At 43.4% G+C, this 18,977-nt stretch carries 17 protein-coding genes and 1 tRNA gene; 9 read left to right on the top strand and 9 right to left on the bottom strand.

The window, feature by feature from the left end; translation table 11 throughout:
- Window positions 1–77: 77 nt before the first annotated feature.
- The 6 genes from J7649_RS06645 (at window position 78) to J7649_RS06620 (ending at window position 4,830) form a co-directional block, all read left to right on the top strand.
- The gene (locus tag J7649_RS06645) at window positions 78–1,124 is read left to right on the top strand and encodes a rod shape-determining protein (RefSeq protein ID WP_004279360.1); all 1,047 of its coding nucleotides are present in this window, start codon (window positions 78–80) and stop codon (window positions 1,122–1,124) included.
- A gap of 16 nt (window positions 1,125–1,140) precedes the next feature.
- Complete coding sequence (gene mreC / locus J7649_RS06640; protein ID WP_004279362.1) at window positions 1,141–1,998, top strand: rod shape-determining protein MreC; 858 nt, start codon at window positions 1,141–1,143, stop codon at window positions 1,996–1,998.
- Entirely contained in the window at window positions 1,985–2,476 is a 492-nt protein-coding gene (gene mreD / locus J7649_RS06635) for a rod shape-determining protein MreD (RefSeq protein ID WP_004730376.1), read from the top strand. The genes mreC and mreD overlap by 14 nt, the downstream gene beginning before the upstream one ends.
- The gene (locus J7649_RS06630) at window positions 2,464–3,030 is read left to right on the top strand and encodes a Maf-like protein (RefSeq protein ID WP_005107586.1); all 567 of its coding nucleotides are present in this window, start codon (window positions 2,464–2,466) and stop codon (window positions 3,028–3,030) included. The genes mreD and J7649_RS06630 overlap by 13 nt, the downstream gene beginning before the upstream one ends.
- 39 nt (window positions 3,031–3,069) lie before the next feature.
- Complete coding sequence (gene rng / locus J7649_RS06625) at window positions 3,070–4,524, top strand: ribonuclease G (protein ID WP_004646221.1); 1,455 nt, start codon at window positions 3,070–3,072, stop codon at window positions 4,522–4,524.
- Between the two features lie 132 nt (window positions 4,525–4,656).
- Complete coding sequence (locus tag J7649_RS06620) at window positions 4,657–4,830, top strand: PA1571 family protein (RefSeq protein WP_004646222.1); 174 nt, start codon at window positions 4,657–4,659, stop codon at window positions 4,828–4,830.
- Between the two features lie 208 nt (window positions 4,831–5,038).
- Here the strand turns inward: J7649_RS06620 and J7649_RS06615 are convergent, their stop codons facing one another.
- Window positions 5,039–6,421, bottom strand: a complete 1,383-nt coding sequence (locus J7649_RS06615; protein ID WP_219309933.1) for a WS/DGAT/MGAT family O-acyltransferase — start codon at window positions 6,419–6,421, stop codon at window positions 5,039–5,041.
- Window positions 6,422–6,883: 462 nt separating this feature from the next.
- Window positions 6,884–7,618 carry a phosphoadenylyl-sulfate reductase gene (locus J7649_RS06610; RefSeq protein WP_219309931.1) on the bottom strand — a complete coding sequence of 245 codons (735 nt, stop codon included), beginning with the start codon at window positions 7,616–7,618 and terminating at the stop codon, window positions 6,884–6,886.
- A 216-nt stretch (window positions 7,619–7,834) separates the two neighbouring features.
- On the opposite strand from J7649_RS06610, the gene thrH reads away from it, so the two are divergent.
- A complete protein-coding gene (thrH, locus tag J7649_RS06605) occupies window positions 7,835–8,452 on the top strand; it encodes a bifunctional phosphoserine phosphatase/homoserine phosphotransferase ThrH (RefSeq protein ID WP_219309929.1) in 618 nt (205 codons plus the stop codon).
- A 64-nt stretch (window positions 8,453–8,516) separates the two neighbouring features.
- Here the strand turns inward: thrH and J7649_RS06600 are convergent, their stop codons facing one another.
- From J7649_RS06600 to J7649_RS06585, 4 genes are all read right to left on the bottom strand, one after another.
- The gene (locus tag J7649_RS06600; RefSeq protein ID WP_219309927.1) at window positions 8,517–9,683 is read right to left on the bottom strand and encodes an OmpP1/FadL family transporter; all 1,167 of its coding nucleotides are present in this window, start codon (window positions 9,681–9,683) and stop codon (window positions 8,517–8,519) included.
- Window positions 9,684–10,000: 317 nt separating this feature from the next.
- Window positions 10,001–11,236, bottom strand: coding sequence for an OmpP1/FadL family transporter (locus tag J7649_RS06595; RefSeq protein ID WP_219309925.1), 1,236 nt, complete (start codon window positions 11,234–11,236; stop codon window positions 10,001–10,003).
- A 337-nt stretch (window positions 11,237–11,573) separates the two neighbouring features.
- Window positions 11,574–11,649 (bottom strand) — tRNA-Arg (locus tag J7649_RS06590).
- A gap of 88 nt (window positions 11,650–11,737) precedes the next feature.
- Window positions 11,738–13,093 (bottom strand): amino acid permease, encoded by a 1,356-nt coding sequence (locus tag J7649_RS06585; RefSeq protein ID WP_219309923.1) that lies wholly within the window; start codon window positions 13,091–13,093, stop codon window positions 11,738–11,740.
- Window positions 13,094–13,425: 332 nt separating this feature from the next.
- On the opposite strand from J7649_RS06585, the gene prpF reads away from it, so the two are divergent.
- The gene (prpF, locus tag J7649_RS06580) at window positions 13,426–14,616 is read left to right on the top strand and encodes a 2-methylaconitate cis-trans isomerase PrpF (RefSeq protein WP_219309921.1); all 1,191 of its coding nucleotides are present in this window, start codon (window positions 13,426–13,428) and stop codon (window positions 14,614–14,616) included.
- 225 nt (window positions 14,617–14,841) lie between these two features.
- Complete coding sequence (locus J7649_RS06575) at window positions 14,842–15,750, top strand: polyprenyl synthetase family protein (protein ID WP_004646232.1); 909 nt, start codon at window positions 14,842–14,844, stop codon at window positions 15,748–15,750.
- 83 nt (window positions 15,751–15,833) lie between these two features.
- On the opposite strand, the gene putP is transcribed toward J7649_RS06575, so the two are convergent.
- From putP to J7649_RS06560, 3 genes are all read right to left on the bottom strand, one after another.
- Window positions 15,834–17,324, bottom strand: a complete 1,491-nt coding sequence (gene putP / locus J7649_RS06570) for a sodium/proline symporter PutP (RefSeq protein ID WP_219309919.1) — start codon at window positions 17,322–17,324, stop codon at window positions 15,834–15,836.
- Window positions 17,325–17,537: 213 nt separating this feature from the next.
- Complete coding sequence (locus J7649_RS06565) at window positions 17,538–18,392, bottom strand: SPFH domain-containing protein (protein ID WP_004279377.1); 855 nt, start codon at window positions 18,390–18,392, stop codon at window positions 17,538–17,540.
- Window positions 18,393–18,404: 12 nt separating this feature from the next.
- On the bottom strand, window positions 18,405–18,878 hold the full coding sequence (locus J7649_RS06560) for an NfeD family protein (protein ID WP_005104688.1): 474 nt from the start codon (window positions 18,876–18,878) through the stop codon (window positions 18,405–18,407).
- Between the last annotated feature and the right edge of the window lie 99 nt (window positions 18,879–18,977).

The following is an 18,977-nucleotide window of genomic DNA, read 5'->3' as shown; positions in this document are numbered from 1 at the left end:
ATTGACTTGTCCAAATCATCACATTTAGTTAAAGTGGCGACCTTGCGTCCATATAAAGTTTAACTGAGAACGTCCCCGTGATTCTAAAACGACTAATAGGCTTGTTTTCGCCCGATCTTGCCATTGATTTAGGTACAGCAAATACACTTATTTATGCGCCAGGACGAGGCATTATATTAAATGAACCGACGGTTGTAGCCATCCGTCATAGTGGTTCACATAAAATTGTTGCGGCAGTCGGTCTTGAAGCGAAGCAAATGCTAGGTCGTACCCCAGCCAATATCTCAGCGATCCGTCCGATGAAAGATGGTGTGATTGCGGATTTTGAAGTCACTGAGACCATGCTGAATCAGTTTATTCGCAAAGTACATGAAAACCGTTTATTCACTCCGGCACCGCGTGTGGTGGTTTGCGTGCCATGTAAATCGACTCTGGTTGAGCGCCGTGCCATTCGTGAAGCCGTGTTTAATGCGGGCGCACGTGATGTACGTTTAATTGAAGAGCCAATGGCAGCAGCGATTGGTGCAGGTATGCCAGTTGAGCAGGCTTGTGGTTCGATGGTGGTCGATGTTGGCGGTGGTACCACTGAAATTGCAATCATTTCCCTACAAGGTTGTGTTTATGCAGACTCTTTACGGATTGGCGGTGATGTCTTTGATGAGCAGATCATTAACTATGTGCGTAAAGCGCATGGCTGTGTGATCGGCGAAACTACGGCTGAAGTGATCAAAAAAGAAGTGGGTATGGCGTTGCCAGATGAAGGTGCTAAACCGCTTGAAATTGAAGTTCGTGGCCGTAACCTCGCAGAAGGTGTGCCTCGCGCAATCGTGGTTAATTCTGACGAAGTCACCCAAGCGATTTCTGATCCATTACAAAACATCGTGTCTGCGGTGAAATCTGCTTTAGAACATACCCCTCCTGAGCTTTCTTCGGACATCGCTGAACGTGGTATCGTGTTAACTGGTGGTGGTGCATTACTGCGTAACCTGGACAAGCTGCTTGCCAAAGAAACTGGCCTGCCGGTGGTGGTGGCAGAAGATCCACTATCATGCGTGACACGTGGTGGAGGCAAGGTACTCGAATTTTTCGACAACCCAAATCATGACATGTTATTCGTAGGCTAAGAAAAGGATTCGGCGGGTGCAAGCACATCTGTTTTCTCGACAACCGCCATCTTTTCGCTCTTTTATCATTGCATTGGTAACATGCCTGGTGGTGCTTTTCTTTGATTGGCGCATGCCGCATGTTGTTCAACCTGCAAGGGATGTACTGTACGCTGCTTATAATCCTATTTATGCGGTGGCCAGTTATCCGGTATTGTCGCGAGAGTGGTTGAATCAACAAACCAAGTCTGAAGCTCAGTTGCGTCGGGAAAATACCGCGATGCAGGCCGAGCTGTTACAGGCACAGGTACGCTTACAAAAAATCTCTGAACTTTCTGCTGAAAATACCCGTTTGCGCGGTCTATTGGACACGCCACTGATCATTGATGGACGTATTGAAATTGCCGAGGTGATTGGCACCGATGCCGATCCATTACGGCATATTATCGTGATCAACCGGGGTTCGAATAACGAGCTGAAAGTCGGGCAAACGGTACTGGATGACAAGGGTATCATGGGACAGATTATCAATGTCTATCCGCATAGTAGCCGGGTCATGCTGTTGTCCGATAAAGAACATTCACTGTCAGTGCGCCTGGAACATACCGGTATGCGTGCCATTGTTTCGGGCACAGGTGATCTGGGACGTTTAAAAATGGAATATGTACCGACCAGCGCCAATATCAAGGTCGGTGAAAAAGTCTATAGTTCGGGCTTGGGACAACATTTTCCGGCAGGTTATCTGGTGGGGCAGGTATCTAAAGTACAACGCCATAATTCTGGTGAATTTGCCCAGATTGATGTGACGCCTGCGGCTCAGCTGGCCGGTGGACATCATGTGGTGGTGTTATTTTCCGATTCATTAGCGATGGAGCAACCGCATGTCAATCGCTAAGATGAAATCCAGAAAGCATCGTGACCCTTTAATGGCCATCGTCATTTCGGTGATTGTGGCTTCTATTTTAATGGTCTATCCACTTTCCTATAATCTTTCGGGCTGGCGTCCGCTGTTTATGCTGATGATCATGCTCTTCTGGGTGTTATGTCAGCCAACCTGGTGCGGGATCTGGTTTGCCTTTGGTACGGGTATTTTTATTGATCTGCTGCTGGATGCACCTTTGGGTCTGAATGCGCTGAGCTTTATCATTATTGCCTTTTTAGCTCGCTTTCTGACCCGTGAACGCCGTATCCTGACCTTTAATAATCTCTGGGTGATTATGGGGCTGGCGATTGTCGCATATCTGCTGATGATCTTTTTTACCCAGATTATAGCTGGCGTGCAATTTTCTTATGCACGGCACTGGATTCCGATGCTGACCAGTATTCTGGTTTGGCCTGCTATTTATTATATGCTCAAAAAATGGCGCATATAATTCTAGCTTCGAGCTCACCCCGGCGTCGCGAGTTATTGCAACAACTCGGGCTGAGCTTCGATATTTACAGTCCCGAGATCGACGAATCTGTACAAGCAGGCGAGTCGGTCGCAGCCTATGTTGAACGTCTGGCACGTGCCAAAGCCGATGCCGTGGCAGAGCTTTATCCTGATGCAATTATTATTGCTGCGGACACCAGTTTGGGGGTGGATCAGGAGATTTTGGGCAAACCTGAATCCAAACAACATGCGATTGAAATGTGGACAAAAATCTCCGGTCGGTGGCATGATGTATATAGCGGTGTCTGTGTTCGTACAAAGCATGAAAAATACAGTATAGTGGTACGCACACAGGTCGAATTTCAAATCCTGAGCGCTGCAGATATGGAAAGTTACTGGGCGACAGGTGAGCCCTTGGGTAAAGCAGGGGCTTATGCAATTCAAGGAATTGCTGCACGTTATATTCCAAAAATACAGGGCAGTTATTCCAATGTGGTGGGCTTGCCCTTATATGAAACAGTACAGTTATTACAGACGGTTAAGGCACTAAATTAACTGCTGAAAAAGAATTCTTATAATGTTTTGAGTGTATTTATGTCTGACGAGTTGTTGATTAACGTCACGCCGATGGAATGTCGGGTCGCGTTGATTGAAAACGGCACGGTCAATGAACTGTTTGTCGAGCGTACGGCCAAGCGTGGTCTGGTAGGGAATGTCTATAAAGGAAAAGTGGTGCGGGTCTTGCCCGGCATGCAGGCTGCTTTCGTAGATATCGGACTCTCTCGCACTGCGTTTTTACATATCAATGATATGGTCTGGCCACGCAATCAACCCACGCCTAATGTTTTTGAGCTGCTTCAACCGGGACAAGTCCTCACGGTTCAGGTGATGAAGGATATGCTCGGCACCAAGGGTGCGCGGCTATCTACCGATCTCTCTATTCCTTCGCGTTATTTAGTGTTGATGCCATATGGCAATCATATTGGTGTATCGCAACGGATTGAATCCGAGGAAGAGCGCAATCGCTTGCGTTCCATCATTGAGCGGATTCAGGCAGAACATAAGCTGCCGGGTTCAGTGATTGTTCGTACTGCGGCAGAAGGCATTGAAGAAGAAGCCATCGCACAGGATATGGCTTATCTGGCCAAGCTTTGGGAATACATCCAGCGCAAGCAAAAGATTATTGCAGTGCCGTCCTTGATCTTTGAAGAATTGCCTTTACCGCAGCGGGTGATTCGTGATCTGGCCAATGAAGAAACTGCCAAAATTTACGTAGATTCACGTGAAATTCATGCCAAGTTGCAGGAATTTGTCGAAGAATTTGTTCCGAACATGAAAGACCGTTTGCTGCATTATCCGGGTGAACGGCCAATTTTTGACTTGTATAATGTCGAAGAAGACCTGCAAAAGGCATTGCAAACTCGTGTCGCATTGAAGTCCGGCGGCTATCTGATGATTGACCAGACGGAAGCCATGGCCACAATTGATGTCAATACCGGTTCTTATGTTGGTGGACGTTCGCTGGAAGATACGGTTTTTAAAACCAATATGGAAGCGACGGATGTTATCGCGCGTCAGTTACGGCTGCGTAATCTGGGCGGCATTATTATCATCGACTTCATTGATATGCAGGAAGCGCAGCATCGTGAAGAAGTGATGAAACAGTTTGAGCGCATGTTAGAACGTGACCACGCCAAGACCAAGATTACTCAGGTATCAGAACTGGGCTTGGTGGAAATGACCCGGAAACGCACCCGTGAGTCGCTGGAACATCTGCTGTGCGAGTCTTGTCCGACCTGTCAAGGACGCGGTTATGTCAAAACAGCCGAGTCAGTATGTTACGAAATATTCAGGGAGATTCTGCGTTATGCTCGTGCTTATGAGTCACAGAGTGGCTTTACTGTCGTTGCGCATCCGGCTGTTATTGATCGTCTATTAACAGCAGAAGCGCCTGCAGTCGCTGATCTAGAACATTTCATTAATCGCGTGATTAAGTTCCAGGTGGAAAATCTGTATACGCAAGAGCAATACGATATCATTCTCAGCTGAAATTGTAACAGAATATCGTTAAACACTTGTTACATCTGAAATTTTACAACCGGGCCTTTATTTACAATACTAGATGCATGAATTAGCCAAAGCCGTTTCTCCCAGTTTCAGGCTTAGCAAAAGGAGTGTGTGATGAGTATGAGTAAAGCAGTAATCCATAAAGGCCTAAAACACGTATTAGAACCAAAGACTGTACATGCGGGATATATCGTTGATGAGCGCGGTAATGAAGTTCAGATTACCGCGAGCATGATCCGTAACGTCTGCCATCAATTATTACAACAGTGCCGTACTATTAAAAGCTGATTATATTTGTGCATTGTTTTTAACTTGTCAAAAAATGATTTGGATAGATGATTAAAATCGAGAAGTCTTCCAAAAATTCTAAAATAATTTAAAAAGATTTCAAAAATAAAGAAAAGGGACCAGATCGGTCCCTTTATTCTGTGCTCAGAGACTGGCAAAAATGATCAACACCTTTGACAATCCATCTGTCTTATTTATTCATCCGCGGCTAGCTTACCGCCCGTAACTTTGGGACAGGTTCGCCATCTACAATAAGTTCAAAACGTTGAATTTCTTCTTCCAGATGTGTCAGCAAATTCTGCATTTTCGGCAGGGCATTACGACATGCGGTCAAGCCGACTTCCAGTTTATCTAAATAGCTGGTCATGGTGATATTCAAGGCCTGACCATCCAGTACGATGGAAGCCGGATAAAGTGCTTCAAGACGTGCACCATTCCAGTAAAGGGGCTCTTGTGGTCCAGGTACATTGGAAATAATGACGTTAAACGCCTGACGTGTTGGCATTAAACCGGAGGCAATATTGAGACCTGCTGCGCCATAAACAAAGGCACTATAGTTTAAGATTTGATTGGCATTCATGCGTTTAAAGCGCTCTTTGGCACTCAACACACTGCGGCGTACGATCTTGAGACGTTCCAGTGGATCTTCTTTATGTGTACCCAGATTGGCCAGAATCATGGTAATACGGTTGGATACATCCGAGTCATCACTGCGAACCGAAGCTGGAACCATGGCAATTAACGGTTTTTTCGGTAAGGCATTTTGCGATAATAAATATTCACGTAATGCACCTGAACAAATAGCCAGGACGATATCATTAATGGTCACGCCCAATGCCTTGGAAATATGACGTAAACGTGAAAACTCGAAAGACTGTGCGGCAAAGCGACGTGAAGCACTGACACGTTGATTCAGAATGCTACTTGGTGCCTGAAAGCTGGATACATAATCCGGATTACGTCCCATATCTTTCATGACGGTTTGCGACAGTTCATAAGCGACTCGTGGCACACATTCCAGTTGCCCCTTAATGGTCTGCAGGACATTTTTAAACCTGTTCACTTTAGGTGCTTTAAGGCGTTTGGCACGTGGCCCTTCCACACACCATGGCGGTACAATACTCTTGGCATTTGGATCATGTGAAAGCGACTTTTCTACCAGACGCATGCCAGCGATTCCATCCACCATAGCATGGTGAATTTTGAAATACATGGCAAAACGATTACCTTCAATGCCTTCAATAATATGACAGGTCCATAAAGGTTTGGCACGATCAATCAGGGCACTATGTTCTTGTGAAATATAGGTCAGCAATTCACGGATACGGCCCGGTTTTGGCAGGGCAATATGACGAAAATGATGATCTAAATCAAATTCCTGGTCTTCATCCCAAAACAGGCCGTTTAAATAATTGTTAAAAGGTGGGATTGGAGAGCATTTCGAATTTTGGATATCCGTGACTAGATCCTGAATAAAGGAAGCTGACGCATTGTCGGGAATTTGGAATAAAAATAGTCCACCTACATGCATAGGCTGCTGCCGTTTCTCTAAAGTTAAGAAAATAAAATCAATTGGATGTAATGGACGCATAGCGTGGATTGCCTCACTGCATTCTCTATGGCTTTTTTGCTAAAAGGCCTTGTTAGAATTATTACTTTAGTTTTTAAAGTATATCTTTTTTAGCATATAAATGAACTGCTTTATCTTGCCTCAACTGTGAAAAAGTGGCTATTGACAAGAACAAAATATCTTCCTAAGTTTATGAAATGTGAAAATTTTAGTTTTAAAATAGATTTCTAAAAATAGTATTTTCTAGGCGAAGTGGAGTGTAACTTAATAATTATGTGTTATTAGAAGAATAGCATTGTGTTCAATTTCACATTTTATGCAAATAAATCAATGAGCTAAAATTTTATCAATTCTTTAATTAAAATAATATTATCCCGATAAAAGGTAATTTCTATCTTGTCACTAAATGTAAAATTATCAATTAAAAAGACTATCTTTATTAAAAAATAGTCTTTCAATCAATAGGAACGATAAAACTTAACTTTATTTTTTTAGATTGCCAGCATGTAAGCCACATTCTTTATGGGTAGCTTCTTCCCACCACCAGCGGCCTTCGCGTTCATGCTGATTTGGCAGCACAGGGCGAGTACAAGGTTCACAGCCGATAGAAACAAAACCTTTTTCATGCAAGGCATTATAAGGGACTTCCATCATACGGATATAGCTCCAGACATCTGCACTGGACCAGTTGGCTAGAGGATTGTACTTGATCAACTGTTTTCCCGGACCGGAGAAACCTGAATCTGCCTGAACCACAGGAATTTCATTGCGTGTACCCGGACTTTGGTCTTTGCGCTGACCAGTAATCCAGCCATCCAGCGTCGCCAGTTTTTTACGTAGCGGTTGAACCTTGCGTATACCGCAACATTCCTGATGGCCATCTTCAAAGAAACTGAATAAACCTTTGGTGGTCACTAAATTTTGTACTGCATCCGTTTCAGGGAAGCAGATTTCAATCTCGATATTATAATGCTTACGCACTCGTTCAATAAACTGATACGTCTCTGCATGTAGACGGCCAGTATCCAGACTGAATACCCGGAACGGTTTACCCAGATGCGATGCCATATCAATCAATACAACATCTTCAGCACCAGAAAATGAAATCGCAATTTCACCTTGCTGGCTCAGGGCAAGTGCCAAAATTTCATTGGGCGATTTATCTGTATATTCCGATGCAAGTGCATCGATACGATCAATAGTAGGAATGATGGTCATGAGAGTCCTGGCGATATAGGCTTGGAAAGGACATGGCCTATATTAATTAATTTCACATTCATTTTAATAGAATTGATTTAGTAGACTTATCACTAAAAAATAATTACTTATGAAAAAAACAGATTTAAAGCAGATTTAAAAAAGTACAGTGCAAAATCTGTATCTTCAGCTATCATAGTGCAAAATTTTTTCAATACAACTCAGAGGGGTATGTTCATGGAAGTCGTATGTCTAGATTTAGAAGGCGTGTTGGTTCCAGAAATCTGGATTAACTTTGCCAAAAAAACCGGGATTAAAGAGCTTGAAGCAACGACTCGTGACATTCCTGACTATGATGTGCTGATGACACAACGTCTGAATATCTTAAAACAGCATGGTTTAGGCCTGAATGATATTCAGGAAGTGATTGCAGAAATGGGACCTTTCCCGGGCGCAAAAGAATTTGTTGAATGGGTAAGTACACATTTTCAACTGATCATTCTGTCTGATACATTCTATGAGTTTGCACATCCTTTAATGAAGCAATTGGGCTGGCCGACTATTTTCTGTCACAAGTTAGAAACGGATGAAGCAGGTATGATTTCGGCTTATAAACTGCGTCAGCCGGATCAAAAGCGTCAGGCTGTTAAAGCACTGCATGGTTTGAATTTCCGTGTGATTGCAGCCGGGGATTCTTATAACGATACCACGATGCTAGGCGAAGCAGATGCAGGTTTCTTGTTCGATGCACCTGAAAACGTGATTGCTGAATTTCCACAATTCCCTGCAATTCATGGTTATGAAGCATTAAAAGAAGCAATTCGTAATGCTTCCGTGCGTGATATTCCAGCTTAATTTTTAAGTTTGTGAAATAAAACAAAGGGCGCTTATAGCGCCCTTTGTTTATGAATTTGCTTGATTAGAAGCGATAGCCGATTTTCATACCATAGCCAAGAGCGTAGTTATTCTCGAAATTAGCTTTAACAATCCCACCAGTTTGTGCTTGTGCATCACCTAACCAGAAATATTTAACACCAGCTTGGATAAAATAGTTTTCGGCAGGGCTGTACTGACCGCCCATGCCTACACTCCAGTAACCTTCAGTTGGGCCAAGAGTAGTAACCGGGTTACCTGCACCAGAATCGTACCCAACCGCTGCTGTACCAGACCATTTAGCATTGAACTTATGACCTAAACCCACAGTTGCTGAATATTGGTCATCAGAATAATCAATTAGATTTTGTTTCGCACCTAATGCTGCAGTGGTATTAGCTAAGAATTTAGGGGTTACAACAAAGTTATCCCAATGTACCCAACGTAAATTTGCAAAAGCTAGTGTATTAGGTGAAATTCCACTTTGTAAGTCAATATTAACTGATTGTGGCGTTATCGCATCTACTTCATTTATATCAGCAAAGCCTGGAATTAAATTATATGTTTCTGTAGATTTGGCACTATGTTTGATTTCTGAACGATAGGTAACACCTGCTTTTAAAGCAATTTCTGGAATTTGATAAGCAAATCCTGCTAACCAGCCCCATGCTTCTTCTTGTTCTAATTCAATATTATAACCACTTAATGTGCCAGTAGGTGGTTTTGCATATGCCAGGCCGCGTAATTTAATATCAGCTTCAACAGTTTGCCATACTGGACCAAGATAAAAATTCCAGTTTTCTGTGGGTTGGTATCCAATTAAAGCAGTTAAATTATGAGTGTCTACTTCAACAGAAGTACCCTCTGCACCGTTACCGAAAGATCCGGCAACTGAAGAATACTTTGCATCAGCACCAAATGGTTGATCATAAATCAAGCCTAGTGAAATTTTATCGGTCGCTTGTACTTTAATGGCTGCAGATGGGAAGTAATAGTCTTCACCCATATCACTAATTTTTTCGCCTTCTAAACTAGTTACTGTAGAAGAACCTTTTACAGTTGGATCTAAAACAGAAATACCGGCTTCCGCATAATTACCTGGCTGTAAAAAAGCAGAAATGGACTGACCAGAGCGGTCTAAGCCAGCTGCTTGAACAGCAGAAAGAGGTAAAGTGCTAAGTAAAATAGCGGAATAAATTTTATTGAGCTTCATGGTACGGTCCCTGATGCCATCTGTAACAAAAATGTGCTGGAAAAGTAACACAATTTTAAAAAGAGTAAATGCTCAGCTTTGCCGAAGAAATGAACTAAAGCGGTTAAGAAAAGGGCTTGCTTAGAGTATTTATACTAGATTTTTATAATTAACTATTTGAAAAATATAAATTTTAAAATATTTAAAATAGTGTAAAAGAACTAAAAATTTATTAATTTTAATTGATGGTAAAATAATCGAATAATATGCAAGTGTATAAAAATAGAATGAGACAATAAAAAACCACCCGAAGGTGGTTTTTTATATGAAATTATAACTTAGAAGCGATAACCCATTTTTAGGCCATAACCCCAAGCATCATTATCTTCAAATTTACCAACGTTATCATTAAGTGCTGTTTTAGCAGTTGCATCTCCAAGCATGAAGTATTTTACACCACCAGCAATAAATGTTGCCGGAGTTGGGCTAAACTGCAGACCTAAACCCACATTCCAATAACCTTCTGTAGGGCCTAATGTTGTAACAGGATCACCTGCACCTGTGTCATAACCTACAGAAACATTACCTGCCCACTGTTCGCTAAATTTACGACCTACACCAGCAGTTGCAGACCATTGGTCCTTAGAATAATCAACTAAATTAATAGCTTCTCCAAGCACGATCTGTGCTGCTTGACCAAAATAATTTGGACGAATTGAAAAATCTTCCCAGTTCACCCAGCGTACATTTAAGAATGCTACTGTATCGGCCATAATACCTGACTGTAGATCTAAGTTTACCGATTGAGGAGTAGTTACATCTGTTTTACCTGGTGTCATTGGAGCAGGAATTACAGTAGTAATATCTTGACCAAACCCTGCTGTTTCAGTTGCTTGTAGTTTATGTTCAATTTCTGAACGATAAGTTGCAGAGGCTTTTAGTGCAATTTCAGGAATTTGGTAAGCTAAACCAGCAATCCAACCTAATGCAGAATCTTCTTTCATACTAGCATCATATGATCCAAAACCTGCAGCACCACCATATGCAAGACCTCTTAAAGAAACATTACCTTTTACTGTTTGGTAAACTGGGCCAGCATAAATATTCCAGTTTTCATTTGGTTGAAAGCCGAATAAGAAAGTTAAATTTTCAGTTTCAACTTCAACATTTGTGGCTTGATTTGCTACGCCTGCCATCGCTGCTGTGATAGGGGTCGTACCGACTAAACCTACAACTTCATCTGGATTTACTGCAAATATACTACCTGGGCTATAAGCTGCTTCAGCACCAAAAGGTTGATCGTAAATTAATCCAAATGAAAAGTTATCGGTAACTTGAAATTTTAGAGCAGCACTTGGGAAATAATAATCTCCAGCCATATCACCGGTTGAATTACCAGCAGCATCTTGACCAGATACATCAGGATCTAGAACAGAAATACCTGCTTCAAAGTAATTACCTGGTTGTAGGAAGGCTGCAATAGATTGGCCTGAACGATCTAGAGCTGCTGCAAATGCACCCGTCATTGGTACAGTTGCAAGAATCATTGCAGTAGTTAATGTTTTTAATTTCATTTACGTCTTTCCTTGAGGTACAAATTTATATCTAGCGTTGTTGTTTGCACTTATTAAATTCTTGGAGATTTCGGGTATTTATCCGCAATCATTTGTTACTCCATGTGACAAAAATAGCACAATTAAAATAAGAGTAAATGCTCTAGAAAAAACTAATTAGTCTAAAAAAGCATCAAAATAGAGTTTTTACACCAAAAAATAGCCTCATTTTGAAATAAGTATTTGAAAGTAATAGAAATAAAATAATGAAGAAAAAATGATTTTTTGTATAAAAAATATTCTAAAAATATGAAGATTAACGCTAATTTTTTGAAGTATAGATCACATTTTGAAAGGATGGTGCGCCCTGCGGGACTCGAACCCACGTCGGTCGCTTAGGAGGCAACTGCTCTATCCAGTTAAGCTAAGGGCGCGAAAAGAAGGCTATTGTACTGTAAAAAATACAAAAAAAAGTTATTGCCGAAGCAATAACTTTTAAGGACTCATAGCTACAGGAGTTATCTAGGTATTTTTAGGCTTAAGTAACTTAAACAGACCGAACATGACCACAATCCAAAGCGGGATCATCAAAATAGATTCCTGGAATCCTTGCGTCCACATGATGTAAAGAATCATAAGAATAAAACCAAGAACCAGAATATTGCCCGCCGGAGACCATAGCGCAGGGAAAGAAGTCTTCTGTCCCAGCTTTTTCATGCTCTGAATAAACTTAAGATGGGTCAATGTAATCATGGCCCAGTTCAATACCAATGCACCGACTACGATGTAAATCAGATGGCTTAAGGCATCTTCAGGCACGAAGTAGTTAAGTAGCACACAGCCGAAAATTAGCACGGCAGAGAACAATACAGCAGGAATTGGCGTACCTTGCTTATTCACTTTCATGAAGACTTTAGGTGCATTTCCTTGTTGAGCCAGACCATAGAGCATACGGCTGTTGGCGTACATACCGCTGTTATACACAGATAGCGCTGCGGTCAGGATAATAAAGTTCAGCAAATGCGCAGCCCAGTCAATGCCAAGCTGGCTGAAAATCATCACGAAAGGACTTTTGTCCAGGCCACCAAGCTCAAGCTGATTCCAAGGCACGAGTGACAATAGAATTGTCAAGGCACCGACATAGAAAATCAGGATACGGAAAACCACCTGATTAATGGCTTTCGGAATGGTTTTTTCCGGATTTTCAGCTTCTGCCGCTGCCATACCAATGAGTTCAATACCACCGAAGGCAAACATCAGGAAGGCCAGCATGTAGAACAGACCTTCAAAACCATTCGGAAAGAAACCGCCCGCGGTCCAAAGATTGCTAAAAGATGCGCCTGAAGAAGCATCAGCAGTCAGGATCAGATACAAACCAAAGACAATCATCGAGATGACCGCAGTCACTTTAATGATAGAAAGCCAGAATTCTGATTCACCGTAGAATTTCACATTGCCGAGGTTGACCAGTGTAATCACGATAAAGAAAAACAATACCGATGCCCAGGCTGGAATATGAGGCCACCAGTAGTTGATATATTTCGCAACCGCAGTAAGTTCGGTCATGGCCACCAGGATATACAGAATCCAGTAGTTCCAACCCGCAAGGAAACCGGGAAATTTTCCCCAGTATTTATAAGCAAAATGGCTGAATGAACCTGCGACAGGTTCATGAACAATCATCTCACCCAATTGACGCATGATTAAAAATGCAATCAGGCCCCCAATGGCATAGCCTAAAATAATAGAAGGACCCGCAGATTGGATCACCTGTGCGGAACCTAAGAATAAGCCTGTGCCAATTGCACCGCCCATGGCGATCAACTGAATATGACGGTTCTTTAAGCCACGCTGAAGTTGTGAAGACTCGTTATTCAAAGTGTTCAGCCCGACAATGGAAAATGATAAGTGGCTGATTGTAATTGATCAGACTAAAGAAGCCTAGTCCATCCTAAGAATGAAATATTGTTGAAGGAATGATAAAAAATATTCATATAAATAACTGAAATAAAATATAAATGAATCAATATATTAATTTTATTGAAACTGTTACTGACGAGTTCTCTATTTTCTTGGATAAAATACAAATGCCGTTTTTTTATACTAAGGTCTGGAAGCCAAGCAGTTCTGCTTTCAACATACTATACTTTGAATATAAATATTGAATAACCTGTACGAAAACAAAGACAAGTCAAAGGATGAAATAATTCATGAGTTTTGCCGCCCAAATCAAGATTCCTGCAACCTATATGCGTGGAGGCACCAGTAAAGGTGTTTTCTTTAAGCTGGATGACTTGCCTGCACAGGCACAACAGCCTGGCCGGATTCGTGACCAGCTTTTGCTACGCGTGATTGGTAGCCCAGATCCATATGGGAAACAGATCGACGGTATGGGTGGTGCCAGTTCCAGTACTAGTAAAACGGTCATTCTGTCAAAAAGCCTGCACGCTGATCATGATGTCGATTATTTATTTGGTCAGGTGTCAATTGACCATCCTTTTGTAGACTGGAGCGGTAACTGCGGCAATCTGACCGCGGCAGTGGGAGCATTTGCCATTTCCAATGGTCTGGTCGATGCCGAACGTATTCCTGAAAATGGGCTGTGCACGGTACGGATCTGGCAGGCAAATATTCAGAAAACCATTATCGCGCATGTGCCGATGCAAAATGGTCAAGTGCAGGAGCTGGGTGATTTCGAACTGGATGGCGTAACTTTTCCTGCAGCCGAAGTGCAGATTGAATTTCTGGACCCTGCCGATGATGATGCAGAAGGCGGTTCCATGTTTCCAACAGGTAATCTGGTCGATACTTTGGAAGTTCCCAATATTGGCAGTTTCGAAGTGACCATGATTAATGCCGGCATTCCGACGGTATTTTTGAATGCTGGAGATCTCGGTTATAAGGGTACCGAGCTTCAGGATCATATCAATAATGACGTGGCAGCCCTGACAAAATTTGAAACGATTCGTGCTTATGCTGCGAAGCAGATGGGACTGATTCAGGATATTGCCGAAGCCGTAACCCGACAACACACTCCAAAAATTGCCTTTGTTGCACCACCGAGTAGCTATACCTCTTCAAGTGGCAAGACCGTCACTGAATCGGATACCGATATTCTGGTTCGGGCCTTGTCTATGGGTAAACTCCATCATGCCATGATGGGCACGGCTGCGGTGGCTATTGGTACGGCAGCTGCTATTCCCGGAACATTGGTGAACCGGGTCGCAGGTGGGGTAGAGCGTGAAGCGGTGCGTTTCGGTCATCCTTCCGGGACTTTGAGAGTGGGTGCACAAGCAAGTTTTGAAAATGGTGAGTGGAAAGTGACGAAAGCGATTATGAGCCGTAGTGCCCGCGTGTTGATGGAAGGCTGGGTGCGCGTACCAGAAGATGTTCTCGTTTAAATGCCGTGCATACATTTAGCTTGAATAAAACCACCGGTTCTGCGGTGGTTTTTTATGGTTTAAAATCTCTGCCTTGCTTATTTGATGTTGAATAGTAAATTTCAGCAGAACAATACGATTTATGGCTGAAAATTCAAGGCATTTCTAGGTACAATGCCTGAATCAGCGTACAGGCATTTATTCGCTTGTCATTTTATTTTTCTGGACTACGTATTCGAGGCGAATGTGTCATCTATCACTGACGTATCAACCCATGCACTCACTCAAGCACAACACCGCATTCAACAGGATTTATTGACCGCTCTGGAAGCCTTTGCCATTCCGGAACCTTTAAGGTCGGCAGTCCATCATGCTGTGATGCTTGGCGGTAAACGAGTACGTCCAGCGCTATGCTATGCCACCGCCGCATTAAAACCCAACCAGAATAGTGCTGCAGTGCGCCGTGCAGCGGTTGCGATCGAGTTTATTCACTGCTATTCACTGGCCCATGATGATCTGCCGTGTATGGACAATGATTTGTTGCGCCGTGGCCAGCCAACCTGTCATGTGGCTTATGGAGAAGATACAGCACTTTTGGCAGGTGATATCCTGCAGTCTATGGCTTTTGAAATTCTGGGTAGCCGTCTGTTTGATCAGGGGCCAGCGGTAGAAGCTTCCATTGTACTGAAGCAGATGCAGATTCTGGCAACCGCTTCTTCGAAAATGGTGAATGGCCAAGTTTTAGATTTGCAGTCTGAAGGCAAAAAAATCGATCAGCAAGCACTGGAAAATATTCATCGCAATAAAACCGGTGCTTTGATTAGTGCCGCGATCATGATGGCGGCGGTGACTATTTTTGAGGGTACCGATCTGGCCATTCCTAAATTACGTGAGTTTGGACAGGCGATTGGTCTGGCCTTTCAGGTACAGGATGATATTCTGGATATTATTTCCGATACCGAAGTCTTGGGTAAAACTGCAGGTAAAGATGAACAGGTCGAAAAATCGACCTATCCGGCATTGATGGGTCTAGAGCAGGCCAAAGCCTATGCCCAGCAATTACATGATCAGGCGATCAATGCCTTGAACCATTTTGAAGGTCAGGCGGAAGAGTTGATGCAAATTACCCAGTTCCTGCTCACGCGCAAAAGCTGATTGGAGCATTATTTTCCTTAAAAGGTTTAAAGTAATTCCATAAAAAAAGAGGACTAGAAGTCCTCTTTTTAGTTGATACAGAATTATTTGCTTTCGTTATACAGGCGTTCAGCTTCTTCAAAACGGTCGGTAATTTCTGCTGTTGGTGCTTTACCCATCAGGCTCACCACCACAATCGCCAGCATTGAACAGATAAAACCAGGAACGATTTCATACAGGCCAGTGTCAGCAAACAGGTTCTTCCAGAAAATAACCACGACTGCACCCACAATCATACCTGCCAAAGCGCCATTCAAGGTCATGCGTTTCCAGAACAATGATAAGATAATCAACGGACCAAAAGCGGCACCAAAACCTGCCCATGCATAAGCCACCAGCCCCAGCACTTTAGATTCAGGATTACCCGCCATCCAGATCGCCAACAAGGCAATCAGTAGCACCATCAAACGGCCAACCCAGACCAGTTCTTTTTGCGAGGCATTTTTTCGCAGGAAAGACTTATAGAAATCTTCAGTTAGGGTACTTGAGCAGACCAGTAGTTGACAGCTTAAAGTACTCATTACTGCGGCAAGAATGGCAGCCAATACCACACCGGCAATCCATGGATTGAACAAAATCTTGGTCAGTTCCATAAATACCGTTTCAGGATTGGCATTCACTACGCTTGCCAGTTCCGAATGCTGCTGGAAATAGGCGATCCCAAAGAAGCCGGCTGCCACTGCACCGCCCAGACACAGAATCATCCAGGTCATGCCAATGCGGCGTGCATTTGGAATCGACTTGACCGAATCTGCTGCCATGAAGCGCACCAGAATATGCGGTTGGCCAAAGTAACCCAGACCCCAGGCGAGTAGGGAAATAATCGCAACAAAGCTCAGATCACCCAGAATATTCATTGCTTGAGGACGAGCAGCCTCCAGTGCCAAAGTCACCTGGGACATATCCGAGAACGCCATCAACGTCACGATTGGCGTCAGCAACAGGGCAAAAATCATCAGACCGGCCTGAATGGTATCGGTCCAGCTCACAGCCAGGAAGCCGCCAATAAACACATAGCTGATGGTAGCAATCGCACTGATCCAGAGCGCGGTACTGTAAGACATGCCAAACATGCTTTCGAACAGGCGTGCACCTGCAACCATGCCGGAAGCACAGTAAATCGCAAAGAAAATCAGAATGACAAAAGCCGAAACAATACGCAGGATTTTTTTCTGGTCATTAAAACGATTGGAGAAATAATCTGGCAGGGTCAGGGCATTGTGCTGGACTTCGGTATGTACGCGTAAACGGCCAGCGACCAGCAGCCAGTTCAACCAGGCACCAATAATCAGGCCGATGGCAATCCACATTTCAGACAGGCCGGAAAGATAAATTGCACCGGGCAGGCCCATCAGGAGCCAGCCACTCATGTCGGAAGCCCCTGCAGAAAGTGCAGTTACGAAACTCCCTAAACGTCGGCCCCCTAAGATGTAATCGGAAAAGTTGCTTGTCGCGCGATAAGCCATCACGCCGATCACCACCATTGCGACAATATAGAAAAGAAAAGTAATTAAGGTTGGATTTAGGGAGCTCATACGGTATCCATTTTTAAGTTGGACAGTAGATCGAAACAAGGAATAAGACAGCTACGAAAAGCTTTAATCCGAAAGCCAGGCAACATCGAATCCAGTAGATTTCAAAAATAAACGCGAAATTTAACCATAAATTCACAATCTTTGCTGAGATTTTCTTGCGCGAATAAAAATAGGCAACCCTCGGGCTGCCTATGTATAAAGTCAAAAGATAAATTAGTTAGGGCGGCCCATGACACCACGGATCGTATTTAACACATCGGCTGGAAGTACTACCGTCTTGGCATTTGGCGATTTGGCCATATCCTGCATGGCTTTAATATACTGTTCACCGAGTAAATAGGCGACTGGAATTTCATTATCACCAATGGCGGAAGTCACCATGTCAATTGCACGTTGTGAAGATTCAGCCAGTACCACTTGCGCTTCGGCATCACGGCGTGAGGCTTCCAGACGGCCATCCGCTTCCAGAATTGCGGCCTGTTTTTCACCGTCCGCTTTGGTGACGGTCGCACGACGCTGACGTTCAGCTGCTGCCTGTTCTTCCATTGCAGTCTGCATGGTGATTGAAGGTTTAATATCCTGAATTTCTACAGTTTTTAAGGTAATACCCCAGTCCGAGATATCATCGGAAATACTAGATTTTAAGCGTGCCTTAATATGATCACGCGAAGATAAAGCATCATCCAGATCCATTTCCCCGACAATCGAACGCAGTGAGGTTTGCACCAGGTTCTGAATCGCCCAGGAATAGTTTTCAATCCCGTACACGGCTTTTTCTGGTGTGGTCAGATTAATATAAGCCACGGCATTCATCAGCAGGACCGCATTATCACGGGTAATCACTTCCTGTGAGGGAATATCCAAAACGATATCTTTGGTCGTGACTTTATAGGCGACTTCATCGACATAAGGAATGACAAAATTCAGGCCCGGATTTAGGGTGGTGTGGTATTTACCCAGACGCTGTACAATCCATTTGTAACCTTGTGGCACAATCCGCACACCTTTAAAAATGGTAATCGCAACAAAGGCCAGAAACGCGATAACAATGATAGAACCACCAGACATAGCTTATTCACCTTATTGATTTTGATAATTCGTGCTGTGGGGTTGTACGACCAGGTCATTACCCAGAATATCCACGACGCGAACGCGGTCTCCGACCTGAACTGGGTCCAGAGTTCGGCATTCCCATTCATCTGAGCCTAAAACTGGCATCGGAAAGCGCACCCGGATTTGCCCATGATCCAGATTGGTCTGAATCACCATGCCCACCTGACCGATGGTCGCCTCACGCGAGAGACCGGCTTTGGTCTTGTCAATGGAAAGTGGCTTGATAAACTTAAACCAGAGCAGCGTACACAGAACAGAAAGAACGATCCAAGTCAGGAGCTGGGTCGTTAGTCCCATCATCGGGAACATCCAGTACAGGACGCCAACCATGATGGCACCGATCCCGAACCACAGGGCAGCAAATGCGGGCAGCAATAGTTCCGACAGAATCAGAAGAATGCCTAATACAAACCAGTGCCAAGGTTCAAGAACTAATTCCATATCGTGACCTATATCGCTAAGTATTTAATTAATCATCATCTTTATATGATTGATCTTCAATGTAGCAGATGCGGCTGCAGATGAATATAAAAAATTCAT

This window comes from Acinetobacter lwoffii (assembly GCF_019343495.1).
GTDB lineage: Bacteria > Pseudomonadota > Gammaproteobacteria > Pseudomonadales > Moraxellaceae > Acinetobacter > Acinetobacter lwoffii_P.
This window is presented reverse-complemented; position numbering and strand designations above follow the sequence as displayed.